This window comes from Salegentibacter sp. BLCTC (genome assembly GCF_015143665.1).
In the GTDB taxonomy this organism is placed as follows: domain Bacteria; phylum Bacteroidota; class Bacteroidia; order Flavobacteriales; family Flavobacteriaceae; genus Salegentibacter; species Salegentibacter maritimus.
The window spans coordinates 198,279-223,762 of sequence record NZ_WYEW01000003.1 but is presented as its reverse complement, the minus strand read 5'-3'; the positions used below and the strand labels follow the sequence as shown (position 1 = coordinate 223,762).

General features: G+C 36.3%; 19 protein-coding genes. 8 read left to right on the top strand and 11 right to left on the bottom strand.

The window, feature by feature from the left end:
- Positions 1–3: 3 nt before the first annotated feature.
- From GUB10_RS04280 to GUB10_RS04265, 4 genes are all read right to left on the bottom strand, one after another.
- Complete coding sequence (locus GUB10_RS04280) at positions 4–582, bottom strand: YceI family protein (protein WP_193710209.1); 579 nt, start codon at positions 580–582, stop codon at positions 4–6.
- A gap of 126 nt (positions 583–708) precedes the next feature.
- Entirely contained in the window at positions 709–1,995 is a 1,287-nt protein-coding gene (locus GUB10_RS04275; RefSeq protein ID WP_193710208.1) for a hypothetical protein, read from the bottom strand.
- Positions 1,996–2,019: 24 nt separating this feature from the next.
- Entirely contained in the window at positions 2,020–2,607 is a 588-nt protein-coding gene (locus GUB10_RS04270; protein ID WP_193710207.1) for a YceI family protein, read from the bottom strand.
- Positions 2,608–2,851: 244 nt separating this feature from the next.
- The gene (locus tag GUB10_RS04265; protein ID WP_193710206.1) at positions 2,852–3,730 is read right to left on the bottom strand and encodes an ABC transporter permease; all 879 of its coding nucleotides are present in this window, start codon (positions 3,728–3,730) and stop codon (positions 2,852–2,854) included.
- A gap of 278 nt (positions 3,731–4,008) precedes the next feature.
- Here GUB10_RS04265 and GUB10_RS04260 point away from each other — a divergent pair, with 278 nt between their 5' ends.
- The 3 genes from GUB10_RS04260 (at position 4,009) to GUB10_RS04250 (ending at position 9,435) form a co-directional block, all read left to right on the top strand.
- Positions 4,009–4,935 (top strand): ketopantoate reductase family protein, encoded by a 927-nt coding sequence (locus GUB10_RS04260; RefSeq protein ID WP_193710205.1) that lies wholly within the window; start codon positions 4,009–4,011, stop codon positions 4,933–4,935.
- Positions 4,936–5,119: 184 nt separating this feature from the next.
- The gene (gene leuS / locus GUB10_RS04255; protein WP_193710204.1) at positions 5,120–7,936 is read left to right on the top strand and encodes a leucine--tRNA ligase; all 2,817 of its coding nucleotides are present in this window, start codon (positions 5,120–5,122) and stop codon (positions 7,934–7,936) included.
- 278 nt (positions 7,937–8,214) lie between these two features.
- On the top strand, positions 8,215–9,435 hold the full coding sequence (locus tag GUB10_RS04250; RefSeq protein WP_193710203.1) for a Xaa-Pro peptidase family protein: 1,221 nt from the start codon (positions 8,215–8,217) through the stop codon (positions 9,433–9,435).
- Positions 9,436–9,623: 188 nt separating this feature from the next.
- On the opposite strand, the gene GUB10_RS04245 is transcribed toward GUB10_RS04250, so the two are convergent.
- From GUB10_RS04245 to GUB10_RS04235, 3 genes are all read right to left on the bottom strand, one after another.
- The gene (locus tag GUB10_RS04245; RefSeq protein WP_193710202.1) at positions 9,624–11,630 is read right to left on the bottom strand and encodes a TonB-dependent siderophore receptor; all 2,007 of its coding nucleotides are present in this window, start codon (positions 11,628–11,630) and stop codon (positions 9,624–9,626) included.
- Positions 11,631–11,818: 188 nt separating this feature from the next.
- The gene (locus GUB10_RS04240; RefSeq protein WP_193710201.1) at positions 11,819–12,655 is read right to left on the bottom strand and encodes a hypothetical protein; all 837 of its coding nucleotides are present in this window, start codon (positions 12,653–12,655) and stop codon (positions 11,819–11,821) included.
- Positions 12,656–12,738: 83 nt separating this feature from the next.
- Entirely contained in the window at positions 12,739–13,038 is a 300-nt protein-coding gene (locus tag GUB10_RS04235) for a hypothetical protein (RefSeq protein WP_193710200.1), read from the bottom strand.
- A 605-nt stretch (positions 13,039–13,643) separates the two neighbouring features.
- Between GUB10_RS04235 and GUB10_RS04230 the strand changes: the two genes are divergently transcribed.
- Positions 13,644–13,820 (top strand): histone H1, encoded by a 177-nt coding sequence (locus tag GUB10_RS04230; protein ID WP_193710199.1) that lies wholly within the window; start codon positions 13,644–13,646, stop codon positions 13,818–13,820.
- Between the two features lie 197 nt (positions 13,821–14,017).
- Here the strand turns inward: GUB10_RS04230 and GUB10_RS04225 are convergent, their stop codons facing one another.
- The gene (locus GUB10_RS04225) at positions 14,018–14,395 is read right to left on the bottom strand and encodes a PH domain-containing protein (protein ID WP_193710198.1); all 378 of its coding nucleotides are present in this window, start codon (positions 14,393–14,395) and stop codon (positions 14,018–14,020) included.
- A 178-nt stretch (positions 14,396–14,573) separates the two neighbouring features.
- Here GUB10_RS04225 and GUB10_RS04220 point away from each other — a divergent pair, with 178 nt between their 5' ends.
- The 4 genes from GUB10_RS04220 to GUB10_RS04205 all read left to right on the top strand — a co-directional run bounded on the left by GUB10_RS04220 (position 14,574) and on the right by GUB10_RS04205 (position 18,745).
- Complete coding sequence (locus GUB10_RS04220; RefSeq protein ID WP_193710197.1) at positions 14,574–15,152, top strand: Crp/Fnr family transcriptional regulator; 579 nt, start codon at positions 14,574–14,576, stop codon at positions 15,150–15,152.
- Between the two features lie 81 nt (positions 15,153–15,233).
- Positions 15,234–16,598 carry a TolC family protein gene (locus GUB10_RS04215; RefSeq protein WP_227740302.1) on the top strand — a complete coding sequence of 455 codons (1,365 nt, stop codon included), beginning with the start codon at positions 15,234–15,236 and terminating at the stop codon, positions 16,596–16,598.
- Between the two features lie 19 nt (positions 16,599–16,617).
- A complete protein-coding gene (locus GUB10_RS04210; protein WP_193710195.1) occupies positions 16,618–17,580 on the top strand; it encodes an HlyD family secretion protein in 963 nt (320 codons plus the stop codon).
- Position 17,581: 1 nt separating this feature from the next.
- Positions 17,582–18,745: an ABC transporter permease gene (locus GUB10_RS04205; protein WP_193710194.1), complete on the top strand. Its 1,164-nt coding sequence runs from the start codon at positions 17,582–17,584 to the stop codon at positions 18,743–18,745.
- A gap of 999 nt (positions 18,746–19,744) precedes the next feature.
- Here GUB10_RS04205 and GUB10_RS04200 read toward each other — a convergent pair.
- From GUB10_RS04200 to GUB10_RS04190, 3 genes are all read right to left on the bottom strand, one after another.
- Positions 19,745–21,745 carry a DUF3857 domain-containing protein gene (locus GUB10_RS04200; protein WP_193710193.1) on the bottom strand — a complete coding sequence of 667 codons (2,001 nt, stop codon included), beginning with the start codon at positions 21,743–21,745 and terminating at the stop codon, positions 19,745–19,747.
- Positions 21,742–23,589 carry a DUF3857 domain-containing protein gene (locus GUB10_RS04195; protein WP_193710192.1) on the bottom strand — a complete coding sequence of 616 codons (1,848 nt, stop codon included), beginning with the start codon at positions 23,587–23,589 and terminating at the stop codon, positions 21,742–21,744. Before GUB10_RS04195 ends, GUB10_RS04200 begins: the two co-directional genes overlap by 4 nt.
- Before the next feature lie 352 nt (positions 23,590–23,941).
- Positions 23,942–25,453: a peptidase M19 gene (locus tag GUB10_RS04190; RefSeq protein WP_193710191.1), complete on the bottom strand. Its 1,512-nt coding sequence runs from the start codon at positions 25,451–25,453 to the stop codon at positions 23,942–23,944.
- Between the last annotated feature and the right edge of the window lie 31 nt (positions 25,454–25,484).

The following is a 25,484-nucleotide window of genomic DNA, read 5'->3' as shown; positions in this document are numbered from 1 at the left end:
AATTTAGATTTGAATATTCAGGTTAAAATTGATTTCAATTTCTTCGTGTATTACAATTAAGCCAAAAATTTTACTGGGGGCTTCCAAATTAAAATCTTCTATGTTTAACTGCAATTTTCCGTCAAAACAAAGTTGTTTATCCCGGGTAATCTCAACCGGAAATTCATAATCCCTATCTATTCCTGCTATATTGAAAGTTAATGTAACCATGGCATCTTTCCCACGGCTCATGTCTATTTCTTTCAGCTTTAATAAAATTTTCGGATGTTTTTCAGTCTTAAGCAGGTCATGAAAATCTTTGTTTATTTTTCTATTTCCACAATCAAAATTGATGTTCTCTAAAGGTAGAACGCTATTTTTAAAGTAGAGAATATTGTCGTTTTCTGAATAATGCACTTTAAAACTGTCATTTTTAAAGCAAAGTGTATTAAAAGCACATTCAAAATCGGTGATATTTGTAGTTCCGGTAATGCTTAAATTACTATTAGGAAGAATTGATATTTCTTTGGTTTCAAAATTGGCCTGTGCTATACCAGGGATAGCAAAAATTAGAGTGAAGAAAAGTATGAAGTAAGTTTTCATCCTGATTAAATTAAGGCATTTGTATAAAGATACGCAATAGATTCTGTATTGAAAACTTGCTAAAAACAGAAAATAAAAAGCCCCGGGGAATCTCTTAGAGATAACACCCGGGGCTCAACATTCAACTTAAAAACTAATCGCTGCTTCTAGCGTAATTCCGTTGAATTGACCTCCATTGTTTAAGTTACCTGCAGGGTAGTCGTTGTACTCCTGGTTAACATACTCCAATTTTGCAAGGATGTTTTTGGTTAAGAACCAACCAGCACCTAATTGGAAGCGGTTTACGCTAATATCAGTACTGTTGTCAAGTTCACCATCTACAGTGCTGTAACGACCTCCTAGGTAGAAATCTTCGTTTGCACCAAATCTGTAGATAAGCTCTCCTGCATAGTGATTGTATGTTCTTGTATCAGTATCACCTTTGTCCTGTCCGCTTATGGTTTCAATAACTCCAAAGAACTCAAGTCCGCCATACTTAATAAATGGGTTGATCATTACAGAAGTCATCTCGTTTTTGAAAGATGGGTTAATACGTCCGGCTCTAAATCCAGGGCCATTTCCGTCAACATCAGTCATTACGTTGTAGTAACGAGTACCTGCACGGTCTCCTGTGTATAGGTAGTTACCACGCCCGTAGTTATGCCCACTGTGTAAAAGAGATCCTGTTAATCTAAATCTAAAATCTTCATTAAATTGTTTGTCATATCCTAATTTAGCAAGGAAAGAAGGATCTGTTTCACCATCACCGGCAGTAGATTGGTTTAATTTACCGTTTGTAAATCCTACCATCCCTAACCATGGGCCACTAAAATAGTATACTTCGGCACCTACTTCGGTAGTAAAGCTATCCATTAAATAGTTTCCTACAAATGGGTTGTGAAGTGAGTGAGCGTTGTCTGTTCTTCTAAAGTGAGCATCACCATAGTTGTTTTCCATGTGACCTATTTTAATTCTTAGGTTATCCATAAGTCCCTGGGCAAAACCTTCGCTTATAAAGTCTAATTTATCAATCTGGATATAACCTCCTTTTACATAAGCTTCAGTATGGTGCTGTGAAGAAAGATAAGTTCTTAAGTGCATTCTCACACCATCATAAAGCAATACATCAAGATCCAGGTTGGCAGTAGCCAGGTTAAAGTTTGCTTCCAGGTTTTGAAGTTCAGCAGCATCAGATTCGTGATCTAAAGACTGGAACTGGATAGTAGATGCTCCACCTAATCTTACCTGTAACCCATCAAACTCAGTGTCGGTATCTTTTTTAGCTTCAAAATCATTGATGCCTCGTTGATCGTTCTCTCTAAAATTAGGAAGGTCTCTGTCCCATATAGTTTTTCCTTCTACTTCTTGTGCTTGTGCCTGAAAGCCTGCGGCCATCATTAAAGCAATTCCAAAATATTTGATTGAATTTCTCATTGTAGTAATTTTTAAATTGAATAGTTATTTAGTAAATGTTGATTTGAATTTAATAGTTAGTTCTTCTCCTGTTGTAATTGTTCCAAACATAGCCGTAGGGGGATCTACTTTGAAATGCGTCATATTAATTTGTTGTTTACCATTAATTTGTAATTTATTTCCACTTAATTTTACCGTAAATTCTACCGGAACCTGCTTGGTTACTCCTGAAATTTTTAAGGAAGCAAGCCCTTTTACCTGATAGGAGTCGGCAGCTTTAGCTTCAATATTTTTAACTTCGTCTAACTGGAACTCTATATTTTTATACTTGTTAGTATTAAGTGCCTTGTAAGCATTTTTGTCCATCCCACCTTTTCCGCTATCTAAACTTTCTGCAGGAACTGTAACTTTTAAGCTAGGCATGCCGGTAAGTTTGCCTTCCTCGATAGTAATTGTGGCACTACCATTTTTAGAATTGGCTTTCATTTCCCAGTCATGGATATTTGAAGTTCCTTCAACGATAATTTCTGATGAATTATCCATTTTAAAACTTTGGCCAACCATACTTCCTGCGGTTAACAACATAAAAAACACTCCTGTGAGCAGCAACTGATATGATTTTAAAACTTTCATGATATTAGGTTTTTAAGTTGATACAAATTTGGGGCAGAAATACAGCAATATTTATGACGAGAGTCAGGTTTTTGCAGTTTTGATTTAAGACTTGTCTAAACCATAAGAAATTTTAAAAGACTTATAATCAAATTTTTACACAAGCTAAAACGTTTGCGATTAGCCTATTTTAACATTTGTTCATGCACAAAGCTAATAAAAATGATGTAGGAATTCTGTGAATTTTAGAGCTGGTTAAAACCGCTTAATAATAAAGCTCGTCAGTTTTTAGGTTTAAAAACCGTGAAGTGGCAAAAAATGTACTTAGCCAGGTAATCAAGATCCCCATCGCAAACACCCCAATAAATAGGCCGGCAAGTATTTTAAGGTCTGAAGTTAATGCAAGCTGGGGAAAACTATTATTAAGATAGTATAAAGCACCTGCCATTCCTATCAAGGCAATTATAGCTCCAATAATGCCCAGTTTTATGCTCTGCCAAATAAACGGCCTGCGAATAAATCCTTTGGTGGCACCTACCATTTGCATTGTTTTTATAATAAACCGCTTAGAATATACCGAAAGCCTTATAGAGCTGTTAATAAGCAAAACTGCAATAAACGTAAAAACTCCACTGGCAATAAGTACCCAGAAACTAATTTTCTTAACGTTCTCATTTAAAAGTGCAATAAGTGGTTTGTCGTAAACCACCTCATCTACAAAATTTTTAGAAGTAAGGTCGGCTGCAATGGCATCTACCTGTTCGCCCGAGACAAAATCGGCATTCATATAAACATCTATAGAATTCTGTAAAGGATTATAACCTAAAAATCCCATAAAATCTTCCCCTATCTCTTTACTGTGGGCCTCGGCAGCTTCTTCCTTAGAAACATAAGTAGTAGATTTAGTGTAATCGGCCATAGCCAGGCTTTTTTTGAGTTGTTCTATCTCAACTTCCTTGGCATTATCTTTTAGGTATACGGTAAGTGCAATTTGTTCTTTAAAATGATCGGCTACTTTTTTAGTATTTAAAACCAGCAATCCCAGCATTCCCAATAAAAAAAGTACTAAAGCTATACTTATCACTACCGAAAAATAAGAAGATACCAGGCGACGTTTCTGGTATTTTTCAAAGGATGTGCTCATAGGTCGATTACAGTTTTTGTGTAAAAATAAAAAAGATAAACATTCAATGCCTTTAAAACGTTTAAAGTTTGAAAAAATTAGCAAAGACAAAAATTATTTTCATTCTAACCCTGGATAAACTGAACTTGAAAATTTCTAACTTCGTTAAGCTAAATTGGATTTTACAGCTAAAAAGTCTATCGACTTAATTGATTGTATATCCCATATTTTATAAGCAAAACAAGTTAAAACATTTTTTAGCGATGCTTTTTAATTTTCTTTAAAATAAAACAGAACTTATGAATATTTTAATCTTTGGAATTGGAGGTGTAGGTGGTTATTTTGGCGGGAAACTCGCCAAAGCAGGTTACAATGTTAGTATGATTGCGCGCGGAAAACACCTTGAAGCCATTAAGAAAAACGGTCTCGAGGTAACGAGTATTCACGGTAGCTTTAAGGTTAAACCCCGGCTAATCACTAATGATTTAGCTGAAGTTCCCACGCCCAATCTCGTGATTTTAGGTGTTAAATCCTGGCAAATTCCTGAGGTATCTAAACAACTGAAGCCTTTCATTACAGCGGAAACTATGATCTTGCCTTTGCAAAATGGTGCTAATAATGTTGAAAAATTACTGGAGAACTTTCCAAAGCATAATGTATTGGGCGGACTATGCCATATTGTAAGTTTTGTAGAAAGTCCGGGGAAAATAAAGCACGTTTCTTTTGAGCCAAGAATTACTTTTGGTGAAATAGATAATTCAAACTCTAAAAGAATTCAAAACTTAAAAGTAATTTTTGATAAAGCCAGAATCACTAATTTTAACCCTGAAAATATTCAACTGGAAATCTGGAAAAAGTTCTTGTTTATCGCTACAATTAGCGGGCTTGGTGGCCTAACCCGGGTTTCTATAGATAAAATTAGGGAAAGCGACTATTTGTTCGATTTGTTATTAAAAACCGCACAGGAAATAAAATTGTTGGCAAATGCCAAAGGTGTTCCATTAGCCAAGGAACATCTGGAAAAGGCTTTTAAAATTATTCAAAATCAACCAGCAGGCACTACCGCTTCTACACAGCGAGACCTTATGGCCGGACGGCCTTCAGAATTAGAAAATTTCAACGGGTTTATTGTAAAAGAAGCTGAAAAGTTAGGGATTGAAACTCCGGTAAATAAAATGATATATGAGTGTTTACGGCCTATGGATAGATTGGCCAGAACTTCATAATTAGCCCCGACCTCCTATCAATAAATTTTGTCGCAGCTATTCCTGGTACATTTAGATTTCGGTTAATAATAGGTCGCTTAATCCATTCCTTGTAAATTCCCATAAGTGGTTTAAAATTGTAAATTTGCAGGCAGTATATAGAAAGTCGCATAGCGCGTAATTAGCAGGTAAGAAAAATAAAACAATGAGTTACAACTTCAACGAAATTGAAGCCAAATGGCAAAAATACTGGGCAGAAAATCAAACTTTTCGCGCCAGCAATTCATCTAATAAACCTAAATATTATGTACTGGATATGTTTCCCTACCCATCGGGGGCAGGGCTTCACGTAGGGCATCCATTGGGTTATATTGCCAGTGATATTTATGCACGCTATAAACGCCATACCGGGTACAATGTATTGCACCCACAAGGTTACGATAGTTTTGGCCTGCCTGCCGAACAATATGCGATTCAAACAGGACAACATCCGGCACTTACCACGGCAAAAAATATTAAAAGATATCGCGAACAGTTAGATAAAATTGGCTTTTCTTTTGATTGGAGCAGAGAGGTGCGTACTAGCGACCCCGAATATTATAAATGGACCCAGTGGATTTTTATTCAACTTTTTGAAAGTTGGTATGATCTGGAAACTGAAAAGTCACGCGCTATTACTGAACTGGAAGATATTTTCGCTTCAGAGGGGAATTCTCGTATAAAAGCAGCTTGTGATGATGAGGTTTTGGAGTTTTCAGCAGATGCCTGGAATGCGTTTTCTTCAGAAGAAAAACAACAAATATTATTAAAATACCGACTAACCTATTTAGCGGAAACCGAAGTAAACTGGTGTCCGCAACTGGGAACCGTTTTAGCTAACGACGAGATTGTAAACGGCGTTTCCGAACGTGGCGGTTATCCCGTGGTTCGTAAAAAAATGACGCAATGGAGTATGCGAATTTCGGCATTTTCAGAACGTTTATTGCAAGGTTTAGATCAACTGGACTGGACCGAAAGTTTAAAGGAAAGTCAGCGCAACTGGATCGGAAAATCGGTTGGAGCGCACGTAGATTTCAATGTTCAGGATTCCGGTTATAAAATTGGTGTTTTCACCACGCGCCCCGATACTATTTTTGGTGTGAGTTTTATGACCCTGGCGCCTGAACATGATTTAGTACAGAAGATAACCACACCGCAGCAAAAAGAAGAAGTTGAGGCCTATATTGCCGCCAGTGCCAAACGCAGCGAACGCGAGCGTATGGCCGATGTGAAGAGTATAACAGGAGTTTTTACCGGAGCCTATGCCGAGCATCCTTTTACAAAAGAACCTATTCCAATTTGGATTGGGGATTATGTGCTTGCCGGGTATGGAACCGGTGCGGTAATGGCCGTGCCTTGTGGTGACCAGCGGGATTACGATTTTGCAAGACATTTTGAAATTCCCATTCCTAATATTTTTGATAATGTAGATATATCTGAACAGGCTTTTTCCGGAAAAGAGGGAACAGTAATCGCAAATTCTGATTTCCTTAGCGGACTCGAATATAAAGAGGCACTGCAAAAGGTGATCTTAGAATTGGAAAAAACAGGTCACGGCTACGGCAAAACCAATTATAGGCTAAGAGATGCGGTATTTAGCCGCCAGCGTTATTGGGGAGAACCGTTTCCGGTGTATTACGTAAACGGAATGCCGCAAATGATAGATGCACAACATTTGCCATTGCAGCTTCCAGAAGTTGAAAAATACCTTCCTACCGAAACCGGGGAGCCGCCTTTGGGAAATGCAAGTACCTGGGCCTGGGATACGCAAGCTAATAAGATAGTGAGCAATGAAAAAATTGATGACGAAACGGTATTTTCATTAGAATTGAACACCATGCCCGGTTGGGCAGGAAGTTCCTGGTATTTATTCCGCTATATGGATGCCGCAAATAAGGAAGAATTCGTTTCTAAAGAAGCCCAGGAATATTGGGAAAACGTAGATTTATATATTGGGGGTAGCGAACACGCCACCGGCCATTTATTGTATTCCCGTTTCTGGACCAAATTTTTACACGACCGCGGCTATCTTTCGGTTGAAGAACCTTTTAAAAAGCTGATTAACCAGGGAATGATTTTAGGGCAAAGTGCTTTTGTTTACAGGCTGGAAGGAGAAAATGTATTTGTTTCTAAAAACCTTGTAGGAGAAAATAATGTACAGCCTATCCATGCCGATGTTTCTTTGGTAAATCATTCGGATGAATTAGATATTGAAGGCTTTAAAAAATGGCGTCCCGAGTTTAAAGAGGCTAAGTTTTTGACTGAAAAAGATGGTGCCTATATTGTAGGTCGTGAAGTCGAAAAAATGTCGAAATCTAAATACAACGTGGTTAATCCCGATGATATTTGTGAAGACTACGGCGCCGATACTTTAAGGATGTACGAGATGTTCCTGGGGCCGTTAGAGCAAGCAAAACCCTGGAATACCGCGGGAATTACCGGTGTGCATAACTTCCTGAAAAAACTTTGGAAACTCTATCATAATGGCGAGCAGTTTGAAGTTTTAGAAGAAAAAGCTTCATCCGATTCTTTAAAGACTTTACATAAAACCATTAAAAAGGTAACAGAAGATATTGAGGAATTCAGTTTTAACACCTCGGTTTCTACCTTTATGATTTGTGTAAATGAGCTTTCGGCGCAAAAGTGTAAAAGCAGGGAAGTATTAGAACCCCTTGCAGTGCTTATTGCCCCTTATGCCCCGCATATTGCCGAAGAATTATGGAGTAAATTAGGGCATTCAACATCTATAGTAACTGCCGAATATCCTGTTTTTGAGGAAAAATTTTTAGTGGAAAGCACCAAAAATTATCCGGTTTCCTTTAACGGAAAAATGCGTTTTACGATAGAGTTACCATTGGATATGCCAAAAGATGAGATTGAAAAAACAGTTATGGCAGATGAGCGCACCCAAAAACAATTGGATGGAAGAACCCCTAAAAAGGTAATTATAGTGCCCGGGAAAATTGTAAATATTGTAGGTTAGAAAGCAATTGAGATTATATAAAATGAAAAAATCCGTTTCCTACCCGGGAACGGATTTTTTATTTATTCCTTTTAAGTAGATGTAAAAGTTATTTTTGGGAAAACCCTTATAATAACAAAAATTAAAGAAGACTCATTACAGTCATTCTGGTTAGGGCTATCTATTTGAACTAGGATTAAAAACTTCTTTAAATTTTGGAGAAATCTTAGTTTTATACAAAGAAGCTTTTTATATATGCTGAATTGTTATTAGTAGCAGTAATTCAAAAAACAAAACTTATGAATAGTAATCGAATATATGGTATTGGCGGAAGCTCGGCTGGTGAAGAACTTTTAAAGTTAAAAGAACCAGGCCACAAACCTGAATCAATTAAGGATGAAGAATTTCAAAATAGGATAAATAAAGCATGCGAAGCCTTGAAATTAAACGGCCTGGATGCGCTTTATATAAATGCCGGCACCAATTTATATTATTTTACCAATACAAAGTGGCATCCTTCAGAACGTTTGGTTGGGGCTTTGCTTTTTGCCGATGGAAGCCTTTATTATGTTCTTCCTGAATTTGAAATAGGCACTTTTAAAGATTTCATTGGAATCTCAGGAGAGCTTCTTCCGTGGCTAGAACACGAATCCCCAATTCAAAAAATAGCTGAAGTTGTAAAAAACAATACCCGTTTAGCTATTGATGATTCAACGCCTTTTAGCCTGGTTTCAAAATTTCAGGAGCATCCAAAACTTGAAATTTCCAGCGGCGAAAAAATAATAAGGGATATTAGAATGCTGAAAAGTGAAGGGGAAATAGCCCAGCTTCAATACGCGATGGATTTAACGATGCAGGTACATAAAGCCACTGCCAAGATTCTAAAACCCGGAATAAGTACCGCTGAGGTAGAAAACTTTATTGATGCGGCCCATAAAAAACTGGGGATTGAAAGCGGTTCCTATTTTTGCATTGTATTGTTTGGTAAAGATTCTAGTTTTCCTCACGGAGTAAAATCTCCAAAAACCCTAGAAGAAAACGATATGGTATTGGTGGACACCGGCTGCCAATACAATGGTTATATCTCAGATATTACAAGAACCTATTGCTATGGGGAAGCCACCGAGGTTGAAAAAGATATTTGGCAATCTGAGAAATTGGCACAAATAGCCGCTTTTAATGCTGCACAAACCGGTAAACCTTGCGGATATATAGATGACCAGGTTAGGGTGCAATTAGAAAAAGACGGACTGGGCCCCGATTATAAGTTGCCCGGCCTACCTCATAGAACGGGCCATGGTATAGGCCTGGAAATTCATGAGCACCCATTTATTCTTAAAGGCAATGAAATTAAGATACAAACGGGAATGACTTTTAGTATTGAACCCATGATTGTGGTGCCCGAAAAATTTGGGGTTCGTTTAGAAGACCATATTTATATGACAGAAAAAGGCCCAAAATGGTTTACAGAGCCTGCCCACAGTATTGAAAATCCGTTTGGCGTAGTGGCCAGACAGTAGATTACTTCCTGGTAAGCTAAAGAGGTATTAAACTTTAATTATCGAGTAAAGCTGAAATAGCTTTAAAAGAATTTTAATTAGAAAAAGACCTAAAAAATGCTGAAACCATCATTTTTTAGGTCTTTCTTGAATAAAAGGGGAACATTAAAGTTCTTTTTGCTCTTCGGGTTTTTAAAGAAAGGAACTTCCTAAAAACTATAGATTAGGTTGGCATATAAATTCCTGCCCGGCCTTGGTATATTATTCCAATCTGAATAGGTAGAATAATATTCATCAAATAGGTTTTCCCCGCCAACTTTTAAAACCATTTTTTGAGTGTTGACATACAATATTTTTGATAAGGCCAAATTCACCACCGAGTAAGCAGGCGTTTGATTTTCGCCAAATTCGGGGCTATAATCTAATTGTTTGGTAGCGCTTTCTATATTTGCTTCTGCATAAAAAGAATTCTTCCTGTAGCGCAGGCCGGCTTCAAAAGTGAAGGGTTGTACCAGGGGTAAATTGGTATTTGAATCATCCCTCCCAAAACGATAAACCGCTTTCACTTTTGCTGTAAAATCTTTTAAAAAGCTATATGTTACCTGCATATCGTTACTCCATAATTTTGCGTGTGCTAATTGCTCATACACTTTAACGCCGTTTATCCCTATATTCATTGGGGATAGGCTAGGATCGGGTTTTCCTATTATATAATCTGAAATATAATACAACGACGAATTAAAACTTAAAGAAAAAGACTTATGCTCATATTGGGTGGAAATATTTATTTCTGAAGATTTTTCATTGCGCATATTAGGGTTTCCTATATAATCAAAGCCATCAAAACTGTTGAATAAGTAAAATCCATAAGCCTCAGAAACCGAAGGTGCTCTTTCGCCATAGCCCAAACCAATACTAAGCGTCCAGGGGTGAGTAGAAAAATTTAGTTGTGCCCCGGTATTCAACAAAAAACGGGTGTTTGAATCTTCCATTTCAGGATAAAATATACGTAAGCTTTCCAGCCCAAACTCATTTTGTATGTTGTTGTTATGCACTCCCATGCCCAGGGAAATTTCTGCCGAAAATTCCTTATTTATTTGGTATAGATCTTTGCCAAAGAAACCTGTATAAATAGTATTTACGTCGGGCCAGGTTAACATAAACATATCTTTTTCATTTGGATCTTCGGGGAACATGGTCATTTCGGCCAAAGACTTATTAAAATGCCCATTTAAAGATAGATCCCAGGTATGCTTTTTAGTAGTTCCCTTTAACTTAGAATACATTCCTGCGGTTTTGCTCCAGCCGGGCATATCCATTCTTATAGGCACATCGGGACGCTGGGAGTCGTCCATTATATGAGTGACGTCGTTATAATAAATCTTGGTTCTCCATTCATTAAAAAACCCATATTTATAATTGGTTATATATTCTAAAGAACCTATATATGCCCTTGCCAGGGAAACATCCATAGGTAGTGCGGGATAACCAACATCTTGGGCTTCGTCAAAAATAAAGGAAGCTTCTATGCTTTTATTTTCTTTTAGCTTAAATCCGCTTGTTGCTGAAAAATTATATTTGGTAAATTGTGAGTAGTTGATTTCTTTATCCCCGCCGGCTTTGTAATTTTCGGCATCCCTATACATAAAATCAATATCGGTAAAAACTTGGTTCGAAGCATATTGCAGGGCAGCTCCTAAAATTTTTTGTTCGTTGATGCTCTCTATTCCAGATTGGGCATTTCCGCTCCAGCCGGTATTTTCAAACTCACCTTTTTGGCGCTCTAAGTCTATGGCCCCACCAATGGTAGCACCATTTTCGGCGCCGGCCTGTCCTTTTTTAATTTCCGCTTTTGCCAGGTTTGAAATCTCTACGTAAGAAGTTATGGGATCCATCTTATCTGTACAGGCTGCATAGATGCGCATACCGTCTATGGTTACCACGCTTCTTTCTGATGCCATGCCCTGAATCATTGGCTCCCAGGCATAAGCGCCTCTTTTTATAAAATCTACAGCGTTTGCTTCTTCTAAATAAGTTTCAATAGTGGCCAAAGACTTATTTTCAAGATGGTGTTTATTTGATTTCTTACCAATTAGAATAACTTCTGTTAATTCCTGCGGAATTATAAGGCTGTCTTGTTTTTTAGCATGTTTTTCCTGGGCTCTAATTCCAAAACTGAATGTAAACACGAGCCAAAATATAAGATACTTTTTCATGGCTTTTTTAAAAAAATTGGCTGTCTGAAAAGGCTTAATTTTTTTGTATTATTCTGATTCCCTGGTAACTTATAGAGTTCACCCCCATTTCTTGTACTAACTGAAATATGTTTTTCGATCAATAAACATATTTGAGACTGAAACGAATTTGGTTTCCAAAAAACAGACTTCCCAGACAGTCCGGTTAATTAAAATTCAATTTCAAAGTAAATACTACTCGATTCATTGGTCTCAGTGACTTCCTCGCCTTTTAATACTTCTCCGGCTTCATTGAGTAATTGCAAGTTGATTTTCCAATAACCAGACATGGTGAGGCTTAATTTTCCGTGGTAAAAATCATCTAAACCGGCCTGAAAAAGGTCTTCGTTATTTGGCGAACTATGGTTCCCCATACTGGGCATACGCGGATCAAGCTTTAAAGTATAACTGTTCACCATAGGAAAGCTCATCATATTTTCCATTCTAAAAATAGCAGCAGAGATATCGTTTACGGCTACTTTTGGAGCTTGTGGTTCAATTAAAGCCGCGATATAGCGAACACCATCACTTCCTGTAAATACACTTACCCGATTTCTTTCGGTTGGTATTACCTCAATAATATCTTTTGCGGAATGTTCCTGGCCGGCAACACTATAATTGAAATCAAGCTCCCAATATTCGGTATTGTTTTGGGCCATTTGAAAAATGATATAGCCTTCGTAAAGAGTTTCTGTACCAGCCTTTTTGTTAATTTCTGAATGAGGGCCACTATGAGACATGGCTTCCATATGCATTACCGGGGTCCAGCTAACTTCGGCATTAGAAATAAAATCCTCTTCATCTTTTATCTGAAAATAGATTTTATTGTAGCCTTGCTCGAGCTTACCGTCTTCGGTGAAGATTGTAATGCTGTGAGCTTCGTTTTGTATTTCCTGAACAAGAATTAAATCTTTGGTTTCATTAATTTGAATTGGGGTGTCGTCGTTAGACGAGCAAGAGAATAGTATTGTTGCAGCAAAAAAGCTGATATATTTTAAGAGTTTCATCGTATAAAAATTTGTTGTAATTAAATATGTATCCCTGCCAGAGAGAAAACTTTCCGGTTAACAGGTGGTTTTAGAAAGAAAACTTATACGATGGGAGGATCTATAAAATCTGGAACAAAAAGAAAGTAGTAATTATTTAAGTAAGCATCATTCACCAGAGAATTTTGCACAATATTTTTAGGTATCGTGTTGTAAGCACTGGCATAGAATAAAATAATTTCTTTTTGAAGAATATCCAAATAGCCTGGTTTTTCTTTGGAAGTATCCCCTTTAGCAAGTTTTGAAAGTTCACACTTTCCGTTACATTGCAATTCTGGCTTTTCTTTATTCACACAAAACAATTCCACAAAGTTTTTAGTATCTACCATATAAAAACTTATCATAATCCCACTCTTAATGCTATTGAAAGAGATCAATAACACAAAAAGTGAAACAATTATGGATTGCCGGTTCTTCATTCAATTTACAAAGATAAACCTCTGGCTAGCATAATTGATATGATTTCACTCATAAATATGCAATAACCGATCAAAGCTAAGAATTAGTCCATTTACTCCCTCCCTTTATATACGAAGTGTTTCTGCATGCCAGGGAAACAATAGGCTGTGAAAAAGAATAGTGTTGAATTTGGTACGGTTTTGCTCTAAGTTGGCGTTAAGGAAATGTCTAAGTGCCGATTTAATAGTATTTAAGAGCTTTAAAATAAAACATACCTCAGAAAAACAGCCTTTTTAGAGAGCGATTTTGTTAAATAACTGTTTAATATTTTTAAAAGCTTTTTATGAAAAGAGTTGTGAATATGATTTTAAGGAAAGGCGTAACTAATTAATTTTTACTGTTATAATTATGTGAAAGAAAACAGCCTATCTTTAAATCAATCCCAATTAAGATGCCTCCGTTCGGGTTGTTTATAAGAAATATTCAAAAAACCGGGCGCACGCTGCATTATTCTACTATTTTAGCGTTTTAAATTTTTAAAACTATTATAATGAAAGAACTTGTTGAAAACATCCAGAACACTTTTGAAAATTTCCAAACGGAAGCTAATGCACAATTAGAAAGTGGAAATAAAAGTGCCGGAACCAGAGCTAGAAAATCTTCTTTAGAGTTAGAGAAGCTTTTAAAAGAATTCCGTAAAGTTTCTATTGCTGAATCTAAAAAGTAAGCTTAAAAAGATACTGTCTGAAAAGTTCCAGAAAAAGTCAAGCTGGCGAAGATTAACCTTTCAGACAGTATTCTTTCATTAATTGTTTACACTCTCTATTTAGCACATCTATGCCCAGGGGAGTTCTATAAAAATTTCCGAGACCTTTAACCCGGAAATTAAGCTTTCCATTAATCTGAAGCTATAAAAAAGACCACCTAAATTACTTTTTCCGCTAAATAGCGTTGCACCGCATAAATATCAATGCTTTTATTAAACTTTTTACTTACGCTAGGAACATTTTCACTGGAGATCCAAATCTTAAGTTCGGCATCAAGGTCAAACGTACCGGCTGTTTCCAGGGAAAAACGGGATATATGGCGATAAGGAAGCGAGAGGTATTCTTGTTTCTTTCCTGTTAAACCCTGAACATCTATAAGGATAAGGCGTTTGTTGGTAAACATAAAGATATCACGTAGCAAGGAAAAACCCAATTCAATCTCTTCAGATGCAGTAAGTAATCGCCCATATCTTTCGTCTAATTGTTCTTTAGAAATACTGCCCGCATTTCCCATAATTTTATTTAGTAAACTCATATTATCTGATTTTTGGTTGTTAAAGATAAATCTATTTTAATTTATGCTTGTACTTATTTCTGGTCTTCAGTGAGATCTTATCACCAAAATCGATTTCAATTTGATGATGTACCAGGGATATCTGAAAAAAATAGCCTTCAATTGTTTACATTTAAATTCTAAAGCGGAAAAACTTTATATGAACCTCCATGATTTTCTTAGAAATATTGTTCCTTTTTCTTCTGAAGAGTTAACAGATATTACTGCTCATTTTGAGCGGGAAATTGTTTCAAAAAATCAAACCCTGGTAAAAGAAAACCAGGTATGTACCAAACTTTTTTTTGTTGAAAAGGGTGTGGGAAGAAGTTATTATTTAAAAGAAGATGGGAAAGAAGTGACGCAATGGTTTTTTATAGAAGGAAAATTTATGTCTAGTATAGAAAGTTTTTTCCAGCAAACGCCAAGTCTTTATTATTTGGAAATGCTGGAAGATTCTGTTCTTTATAGCATAACACGAGAAAACCTCGATTTGTTATTTGCACGTTATCACAATATGGAAAAATTAGGCCGATTATTATCTACCGAAATGCTAAGCCGGGTAGTAAATAAATTAAATGCCGTTCAGTTCCAGACCGCAAAGCAACGCTATGATTATATGCTTACTGAATTTCCATCTATCTCAAGCAGGGTCCCTTTAGGTTCAATTGCTTCTTACCTGGGTATGACACAGGAAACCCTTAGCCGAATTAGGCGAGGTGATACTTCAAAAAAAACCTGAGTTTCACTATTTGATATAGGTCAAAGGAAAGCTTTCTTTTAGTAATGAAATTTGCACTAATAATAAATTGGTGTAATGAAAATGAGATTACTAAAAACAAAGTTGCTATGCGTTTTACTCACCGGCCTTATTCCGGCCATTGGTTTCTCCCAGGAGATAGATCCGGTCCTGGATATGCTTATCCAAAAAGCGCTTGAAAAGAACCACGGTTTGAATATTAATCGATTGGAAGGCGAGCAGGCCAGGATAGACCAAAAACAAGCCAAAGCGGTGTTTCTGCCCGAGATTACTTTAAATGGAAGCTATACCAGGCTTAATGACGATATAACTTTTGATGAGGATACCCAAAAGCTATTGATGTCTACTCAGAAATTGCTAATCAAAGAAGCTGCCGGACTTCCTTTTAACGCTGCTTTTCCAGAGAATGTTCCACTGCAGCCGGCAAATAATCTTCAGAATAAAAATATTTTAAAGTCTTCGGTAGATTTAGACTGGGTACTTTTTAGCGGATTTGAAGCGACAAATGCCCGAAAAGCTGGAAAACATAAAGAAGCATCCTTAAATTATGCGGGTGAGGCCCAAAAGGATAAGCTAGTTCTAAATCTTATTGAAACCTATAACAAGCTAGCTCTGGTAAATGCCTCTCAAGAAGTACTGGCTGCTTCAGAAGATCAGCTTCGGGATCAGGAACGCTTTGTTAAGAAGGCAATAGAAAATGGTCTTGCTACTCCTATAAGTCGGAAAAAAATCGAATTGGCTCAACAGCAACTAGAAGGAAAACAGCTTGAATTTAAGCAGAACAAGCGTTTGCTTGTTGAGGTGCTACACCAGATTACCGGTGAAAACAGGGAAGTTTTGCGTTCGCTTTCTCCCCAACTAAGTGCTATTTCCTCTACCGGAACTGCAGCTGAAAAGAGGGCAGAAATACACGCATTGGAAGAGGCTGAAAAAGCTGCAAGCTTCAAATCTAAAATGGAGAAAAGCAATTTTATTCCGAAGCTGGCATTGAAGGGCCATTATGAATTTCTGGAAGATGACCTTTCGCTGCTTGACCCGCAATGGTATGTAGGAGTTGGCATTAAATGGAATGTTTTTGATGGTGGGAAAAGTGCCTTAAAAAGCAAGAAATCTCAGCTAGAAGTGCAAAAATATCAGGAACAAATTAAAGAAGCTGAAGAGATGATCTCTTTAAGTATTGTGAAGGCACAAATGTCTTATGAGGCTGCACTTCAAAATACAAGAATTGCAAATAAAGAGATTCAACTGGCAGAGGCCACTTTTGAAATGCTAAAGAAACAGCATAGAAATAATCTTGCTTCTATAAGCGAAGTGTTGGATGGGTTAAGAGACCTGGAAAGTGCAAACTTTAAGCTTCAGGAATCTTATTTCGATCAAAACAAAGCTGCCACTACACTTATGCACGCTAAAGGAATACTCAATTACTAAATACATCATAAAAAAAGATATGAAAAACATTAAAATTGGTTTTATACTGCTTGGTCTTTTTAGCCTGGCATCTTGCAATAATCAGGAAGAAATTTCTCCGGTAAGGGGAAAAGTGAAATTTGAAACTATTTCAGTAAGCAGTAAGCTTGCGGGGCGGGTTAAAAAGTTATTTGTTGCTGAAGGAGATGAAGTGCGCAAAGGAGATACCCTGGCATTTCTGGATATTCCGGAAATCAATGCAAAAATGTTACAGGCCGAAGGAGCTATGAAGGCTGCTAAAGGGCAGCTTAACATGGCTAATATGGGGGCGACAGAGGAACAATTAATTCAGATAGAAGGGAAATTGAACGCAGCAAAAGCAGAACAGGCATTTGCCCAGGAATCCTACAATAGGCTTTATAACATGTATAAAGATTCGCTGGTAAGTCTCCAGCAACTTGATGAGGTAAAAATGAAGTTACAGATGGCCAATGCCCAGGTAAGCGCTGTGGAAGCCAAACACCATGAGGCCGGGAAAAGAGCCAGGACAGAAAAGATAGATCAGGCGCAAGGGCAACTAGATAGGGCACGGGGCGCAAAAGAAGAGGTATTGACAGCCTCAGATGAAATGTACCTTATTGCTCCTGCCAATATGAGCATTGAAACCATTAGCCTTTTGGAAGGAGAATTGTTAAGTCCCGGCTATACCCTGATTAACGGGTATAAAAAAAGTAGCCTTTACTTTAGATTCACCATAAATGAATCCAGCATCTACGATTTTAAAAAAGGAGATGAACTAAACCTGGTAAACCCATACACCGAGGAGGAGTTTAAAGGAAGAATAGTAAGCATAAAACAGTTACCTCAATATGCAGAGATTACAAGTACCGCTCCTTTATATGATCTTTCGGAATCTGTCTATGAACTTAAGGTGATCCCAACTTCAGATGTTTCGGGAAGTAATTTTTATACCAATGCTACTATTCTATTAAAAGACTATTAGTATGAAAAAGTTTTTCGACTTATTAAAAATAGAATTCAAACGAATTTTCTCCAACTCTGTACTTTGTGCTATTTTTTTTGGTGCACCAATACTTTATGGGGTGTTGTTTGGGTATGTTTATCAGCAGGCAAAAGTGGTAAATTTACCCATTGTAATAGTAGACCAGGACAACAGCCCGCTATCCACTAGTATAATTGATGCTTTTGAAGATAATGAAGCACTTCTGGTAAAAGACCATAGGTATACTCCTGGCGATATCCTGGAAGAGATGCCGGTTGAGCAGTATGTAGCTGTAGTGACTTTGCCTTCAGGATTTGAGGGGGATATACTTCAAAAAAGATATCCTGAAATAAGGGTAGATCTTAATATGGCCAATATTCTTAATGCAAATATTGCCAGTAAGAACATTCAGCAAGTGTTAATGACCTTAAATGCGGGCATTGAGATAGAAAGCCTACAAAAGCAGGGTGCATCTCCAGATCAGGCGAGGGCAAGTTATGAGAGTTTTAAGGTGAATTTCAACAAACTCTATAATTCTACAGGTAATTACTTAAGCTTTATGCTTCCGGGATTATTAGCGGCCATTATGCAGCAGGTAATTTTTCTGGCAATGGCGTTAGTGTTCTCTCGTGATTTTGAAGATGGCTATTTTAAAAGCCTGGTCCAAAAGAATAAACCATCCTGGTATCTTATTGTTTTAAAAGCAACTCCTTTTCTGTTATTTCTTCCGGTAATGTGGTTTGTAGTAAGTAGACTTTTCATTTTCTTTAATGTAGAAGCAGCAATTTTTAATACACCTATGCTAATATTGATTATTCTATTGAGCTTAGCCTCTATGGGAATTGGTATGTTGTTCTCGGTGATAATTCCAAATCAATTAAAAGCTACCGAACTTTTAATGGTTATCTCTACCCCGGCATTTATTTTAAGCGGATTTACCTGGCCAAGTCTTGCAATTCCTGAATTTATAAATGGTATTGCCCAGTCTATTCCGGTTACCCATTTCTTAGCAGCTTTTAGAAAAGTAGCCTATTATGGAGGTGATATTAGCGATATATTTCCAGAAATTAAAATGTTGCTAATAATTATTATTATAAGCTTTGTGGCTATGTTACTGTTACTACAGCTTAAAATCAATAAAAACAAAAAGCAAATAAGCGAATAGGGGCTTATATATGCCCCTTACCAAAGCTATTTTGTCTCTATTCCCGGTTCCTAATGAAGGCCGGGATAGAGTTTCTGCCATTAGGAAGCAGGCTATGTTTTACAGAATTCTAAATTAATCTTAGGTCTTTCATGATGCCAATAAGATGCAGATTGGTGCTGGGATTAAACTCTTTGTGAAATCTTTAAAACATTGTTTCCTGGCACTTCTGCTACAAAACTTTTTCTATGTTTCATACCAGATCAAGCTCATTGAGAGATATTTTAAAATATTGATTTCAGAATGATGAAAATTAACAAGGTTTTGACTCTAGAGCGCTTTTTAGTCTTAAGCCGGCTTTATTGCAGTCTTGTAAATGGGCTATAGAAAAAATACATTTTTAGGCATCTTGCTGTTTTAAAATTTAATTGCTCTATCCCAATGAAATAAATATAACGGTTTTACAAAACTCGCTTGTTTTTGGATTAGCTAAAAGTATAAAGCAGCTGAAAATTATGTTATTGATAATTTTTTATAGTGTTTTTACTAAAATAAACAATCTAAGTTTTGATAAAACCTAATTTTTTATTTGTTTAATAGAAATAAGATGTTGTATATTTGCCAGCCTTGTTTTAAAACAAGGAGCGATTAAAATTTAAAATGAAATTAGCATTTAAGTGGTAAAAATCACCGAATGTTGATATAAGAGTAAAATTAAGTTGTGTTGTTTGTCCCGCATTTGTCGGGATGTGTAGTTAGCCGGTTAATATCTTGTGTTGTGAAGATTTAGGCTAACCAATGAGAAGCTTTTTTCCGTGTATTCGGGAAGAGGCTTTTTTCTTTTAAACTTTGATCGAAATAAGTAGAGACTCCAAAATCGAGCTTTTTGACTAATTTTTACTGTTGTTATTTGGAATACAGTTTTTAGACAACAGTAAATGTTTGTTTGCCACGGCAACGCTGTTTAATATTCATTTACTCAAGGGCTAAAGAAGTTATAACTGCATCCTGGCAATTATATTATTCTATAGCATCCTCATTTTTCTCCAGTACTACAGGTTGATTAAAATATTTTACAATCTCATCTAAAGAATTTTTTATTTGGGCGTACTCCTTAGCCAGGTAGATTGATTTTTTAAACTTATAACTTCCTTGTGCAAAAAGTGTATTATCGGTAAGGGAGTACTTAAGTTGAATTTCAACTAAACCGTTATCTACCTTATAATCTTTTGGCATATCTAAGACTGAATAGTTTTTAGGCACTTCCAATGAAGACCTGAACTGATTTTCCCAGGGATAAACAAAATCTACCGGATATGTCCTCTCTTTTTGAGTAAGGCTGTTTTTAGATAAGGGAAGGTTCAAAAACGGCATTATAACAATATTATTACCTAACTTCTCTGTCTCATATTTTGTTTCAAATAACATGGAATAAGGGAAATCATTCCTTTTATAACCATTAGTTCTTGACCTCTTGATATCTCCAATCTTGTCCTCATAGAACTTTCTAATTTCTACAGAATCGTCCTTAAATCTTTTTTTTGCCGCATATGACTCATATTCTGTGTTCTTTATGGAAACCTGAGCTTTAACATCTTGAGTTACCGTATCCAGAATCATTGTAATAGTATTCCTCTCTTTAGAAGGAAAATTGTTTTTAAGACTTATCCATTTTGGCGTAGCCTCTTTTTCCACTATCAACCCAATTTCGTTGTTACATCTGGTTGGGAGTTTATTATAAGATAGTAAATCTTCCGTCCCATCTGCAAGGAAAGAATAGTCGCTTTCTACAAGGGCAACAACATAATTGGTAAAGTGGTCAAATGGGTAACCGGTACTAATTTTTCCGTGATTTCTAGTACTTAGTATAATTGGTTTCGTCTTGATTTCAGCCTCATTAAGAAGGCCAATCATAAATAGGTTTATATCTGCTACATTTCCGCGTTTACTATTAAAAAAATCTTTCACATCTTGTGAAGCATATTTACCATATTCACCGTTCCACTCAAAGTTGTTTTTAACATATTCAATTATGTCTTTTGCTTTTTGTGAACTGGTATTGCCTGTAAAATTTATTTCTTCCAGTAAAATTTTCTTAGCAAGCCTTGAACTCTTTTTAATATACTTTCCAAATTTTTCATTCTTCAAGAGTGATTCATTTAGTTCCGGCCAGGTGGAAATTATATCGGTTGTTCCGCCTCTAGGACTGTGAAACTTAGCAAGCTGAAAGTCCATTTTAATTATATAGTCATTTATGGATGAAATGTATGATTCGTCAGTAAAAGCAGGTATATCAGTCAAAACGTAGGTATGAATATAATCTTGAAATTCTATTCCGCTACCAATATTTTTACCGTATGATTTATTTATAGAGCCCCAGGATCGTTTTGTTTTTCCTTTCACCGAATTCTGATAATCAAAATCGTTAACACCCTGAGCAATAAAAACATATTCATAGAATGGAATCATGCTAACCTGATATTCGCTGTAAAGAGTCGGAATTTTATCTTGAAATTGCCAGTCTGGTAAATTAAAGTGAAATGGTGTTTCTAAAATGTAACGATACTCTAATATGGCACCGTCCTGAACATCTGGAAAAACAAATTTCTTATGGCGCCATCTATCGTTAATACGCTCTTCGTAAATATTAGAAGGGGATAATGCTTTTCGGGTTAGCTTGCCATTGGTTGTATTATAGGTGAATGCCTCTATAGATTTTATGATTTCAGTTTTCCCAAATCCGTCAACATAAAAAGGTATAGCAATTTCAGCGTGCTGAGATTCCGACTTATCAAATATCTTGATCCTTTTATGCCTTTTAAATTGAATGTTGTAACCATTATCAATATCAAAAAAAATAGACTCTCCCTTGTCGTAAAGTACAACCGCCTTGGCTTCTTTGTCTTTTTCATAATACTTCATCTCAATTTCTGAATCAGAAATTACCCCAAACTCCAAATCTTTTTTCTGGGAAAAAACAAATTGACTTAGCAAAAGGCTGATAAATAAAAGATTTCTCATTTTATAAGTATTGCTGAATTCTTTTTATGATTAACTATGGATTGAAGGAAACGATAAAAATCGCCATATTCCTCAACAGGAATTTTAGAGGAAAGTAAAGTGAAATTCTCTTCAACTATTACCTTGTTCTTTTCTTTGCTGTAGTGGGTGTTATACAAACCGTACTTACTCTCTATGCTTATATCTTCGGGAATTTGTATTCTTTCTGCCTCTAATAATTCGAATGCATAAAGACTTTTGTCTGACCTATTAACTGGAAGATTAATGACCACATCCAGTTCTCTTTTTGATGGCTTTTCAAAGTCGGGTAACTTAATTCTCAAAGGGTTGATTACCTTGTACGAACCAATTTCACGAATAACCGAGGCAGACTTACCAAAAGTTTTAATATGTACAAACGAACTATCCCTTTCTAAATCTACCGTACTCCAGTCTCTAATCTGGATGTTTCTGGCTCCGGTAAGCTTAAGTATCTCCTTATCCAGTAGTTTTTCTTCTTTTTCAGAAATTAAATATCTTAAAGTTTCAAACTCCTCACCTCTTACTTTAAGGTCGAGTTCCATTTTTGTTTCACTATTTTTCGATAACTGAAAATTATAATTTCTCTCTCTCAGCACATCTGGAGGTAGAAGCTTAGGTGTTTTGATTAGTCGACTCTTTTCTCCGTCAACAGCTAATGCATACCTATTTTGAGTTAATGTGCCCAGGTAATTAAAGGGCAAAGCACTGGATGTGTTTTCGAGCCAGATAGTGTCCTTTTTTAATGGAACCATTAATATAACATGATTAAATTGTTGGCTGGGAAAATTTGTATTTATTTCTGCCTCACTGCTCCCTGCTTTTATTATTGTATTTAAAGATTTGATTCCCACACTTTTCAACATTGCTTTCATATAAGTTGTAAGTGCCTTACAGTCTCCATATTTATTTTCGCAAACATATGAAGCCGGGTAACTTTTAAGCCCTCCTACATCTATAGCAACATTGATATATTTTGTATGGTCCTGCATATGGTAGTAAAGCTTTTTAATAACTTCTTTTTTTGAACTTATACCATCAATTATTTTTGTTATTTTTCGCTCTTCAGAAAAGGTAAGTTCATCAAGGCCATCGTTTAATTTATCTAACCAATTTCCAAAACTGGACCAGGAGCTTGAAATACCTTCTACACCATATTTAAAGTGGTGAGGTATTACCCTAACTATAGGGATTATTTTCTCTCTTGCTGGTGAATAAATTTCTTCTTTAGGTATTTTCAAAGCAGAAGATTTCCAACTTAGGATTTTTCGATTGTCAAATTCAGACTCGTGGAATTCAGTATTTTTTGAAGATTCAACCTGGAACCCAAAGTTTGCCGGCAGGTTTATTTCTAATGAACTTTTTAATGTTGGCACATTACTATAAAGAAAGGGTGTCCACCAGGCTAGATATAAAAACTCTTCTTCTTCGATAGTATAACTGTATTCAACCCTATATGGATATTGGTTCCAATAAAGATCAAATTCAGTAATTAGATCATCTTGATAAAATGCCTGGTAAGAAAGCTCGTTTCTGGTAGTAAGCTCTTTCTTTTTTAATTTTTTTATTCTTTCGCCTTCTACGTCGGTGAGGTAGGCATAATTAAACGAAAACTCTTGTTGGGGATTATGCCTCATTTCAATATGAGATAGCCAGTTTTCTTCCTTATTGTTTACCTGGACCAGAATTGTTTTTTTTGTAGTTTTCTTACCGTTCTTACTGATATAGATTTTAGTTTGATTATTTATTACCTGACCGAATGATGTTTGAGGTAAGCCAGTAATAAACCAAAATATAATTAAGTAGCGTAAAACTTTTAAGCGCAATAGATGTTTTTTAATGATACAAATTTAGAACTGCAGCCTGGGTTAAAATAAGTTATGGAAGTAGGGATCCTTATATTTGGCCTGGACCGGTTTTGGTGAACAATTTAAAATTTTTTCTAATACTGGCTGCTATTTTAGAAGAATAAAATTCAATTAATCTGGTCTTTTTGGTGTTTTTTGGTAATTATTTAGCAGAATAACAATTAATTTACAGCTATAACTATTGTCTTTGATTTCACTTTATTCATCTGTTTTTTACAACAAAAATCATTATCTTAATCCTAATGGTCTCCTTTAATATTTACGCTTTTGACTATTAATTCAGCCTACTTAAATACATTTGGTTTTTTATTTACATTATTCGAGATAATACATTTAGGGCATTGCCGGTCATTACCCTTTCCACAATTTGTTCTGCCGAAATAGCTTTGTTTCTCGGCTGTATTAAAGGGCAGGGTTCTTTTACTTCTTTGAGGTAATTATAAGCGTGCATTAATAGATAATCATCAAGTTTGTTTAATTCCTGGGAAGTCCAATAACCGTTAATTGGATCTATTATTCCGTCAAAATCGGTTCCCAGGGCCTGTATCCCCCAGGCATACTGGTTGTTTAGATCTAAAATTTCGGCAATATGTCTTATTTGGTTCCACACCAGTTTTGACCACGAATAGAGAATATCCCGTCGTTTAATATTGCCACGGGCTTCTCTTAAAACTACTTTAGAAGCAATGCGGCGTTCGTCTAATTGAATTCCGAAAAGGCCGTTAGATTTCCCTATTTTAATTATTTCGTCATCATAAAAATTAATGTCATCGATCATAAAAAGACCTTGCTGGGCAGCCGGTGTTTGGTTGATGCCCCCGGGTTCTGAAAGTCCGGTAACACCACCGTGACTGGCAATAATTGGGATGTTTTGATCCTTGAACTCCTTTAGGAAATCAAAAAAATCAAGCCGTGCTTTACGGCTCATATGCTTTATGTCTATATAAATAGGCGGCACAATATGCCCGTTTTTATCGGTTTCTTTTTCTAACATAGCTCTTATGGCACTCCTGCCGGCTTCAGTTAGGCCTTCGTTTAAGCCATTGTCCTGGTCTACAATACACTTTACAAGTCCGCCTAAACTTTTGGAGTGGCCACATAGCCCATTCCAAAAGTGATGGGCAAGGCTTATAAAAACCGGTCTTATCATTCCGTTTTCTTCCCTCCTTAACTCTTTAACCCTTTTTACCAGGCTTTTTAATTCGTTTTTGTTTACCCCATCTGGGTAGGTATTCCAGGCTTCATTGGGATTCATAACCTGATCGAAAACATGGCCTCCCTCTATGGTAGGAATAAATATTATTTTTGATTCCCCCAGTTCATTATTACGTTCGGCAATTTCTATATCAGCATACGAATTGGAGATTAGATAACATACTTTTTGTCCGTCTATGCTTATTTTATTTCCCGATTCCTGCTTTACAAATCGCATTTCCAATTTTAAATCTTCCCAATAACTTTTTAAATCCTGAATATGGTCTATACGCTGTTTCCCAAATTCGGTTGCCAGCATAGTGAGAACATCCGAAATTAGCGCTTTCCCAAGTTTATTTTTAAAAAACTGTTTTTCCTGAGGGTAGAAAGACAGGCAAACCACAGCAACCCGGCCCCGCTTTAGACTGGTGCCATCACTTTGTACGAAATTGGTAAGCGTTGCGATATAATTTTTAATTTTATCAAAAAAGCTGGGAGCATCGTGAAACCAGATAGAATGCTTGTGCCGCGGATTTCTTGATTGTAAGCCGGGTGTTTTTGCAAAAGATCTTGCAAATGGTTTCATGGATGGATGGCAGTGAAGATCTACAATAAAATTCGATTCCATAATTCAAAGTTTTTAATTTAGTTTCGTTTAT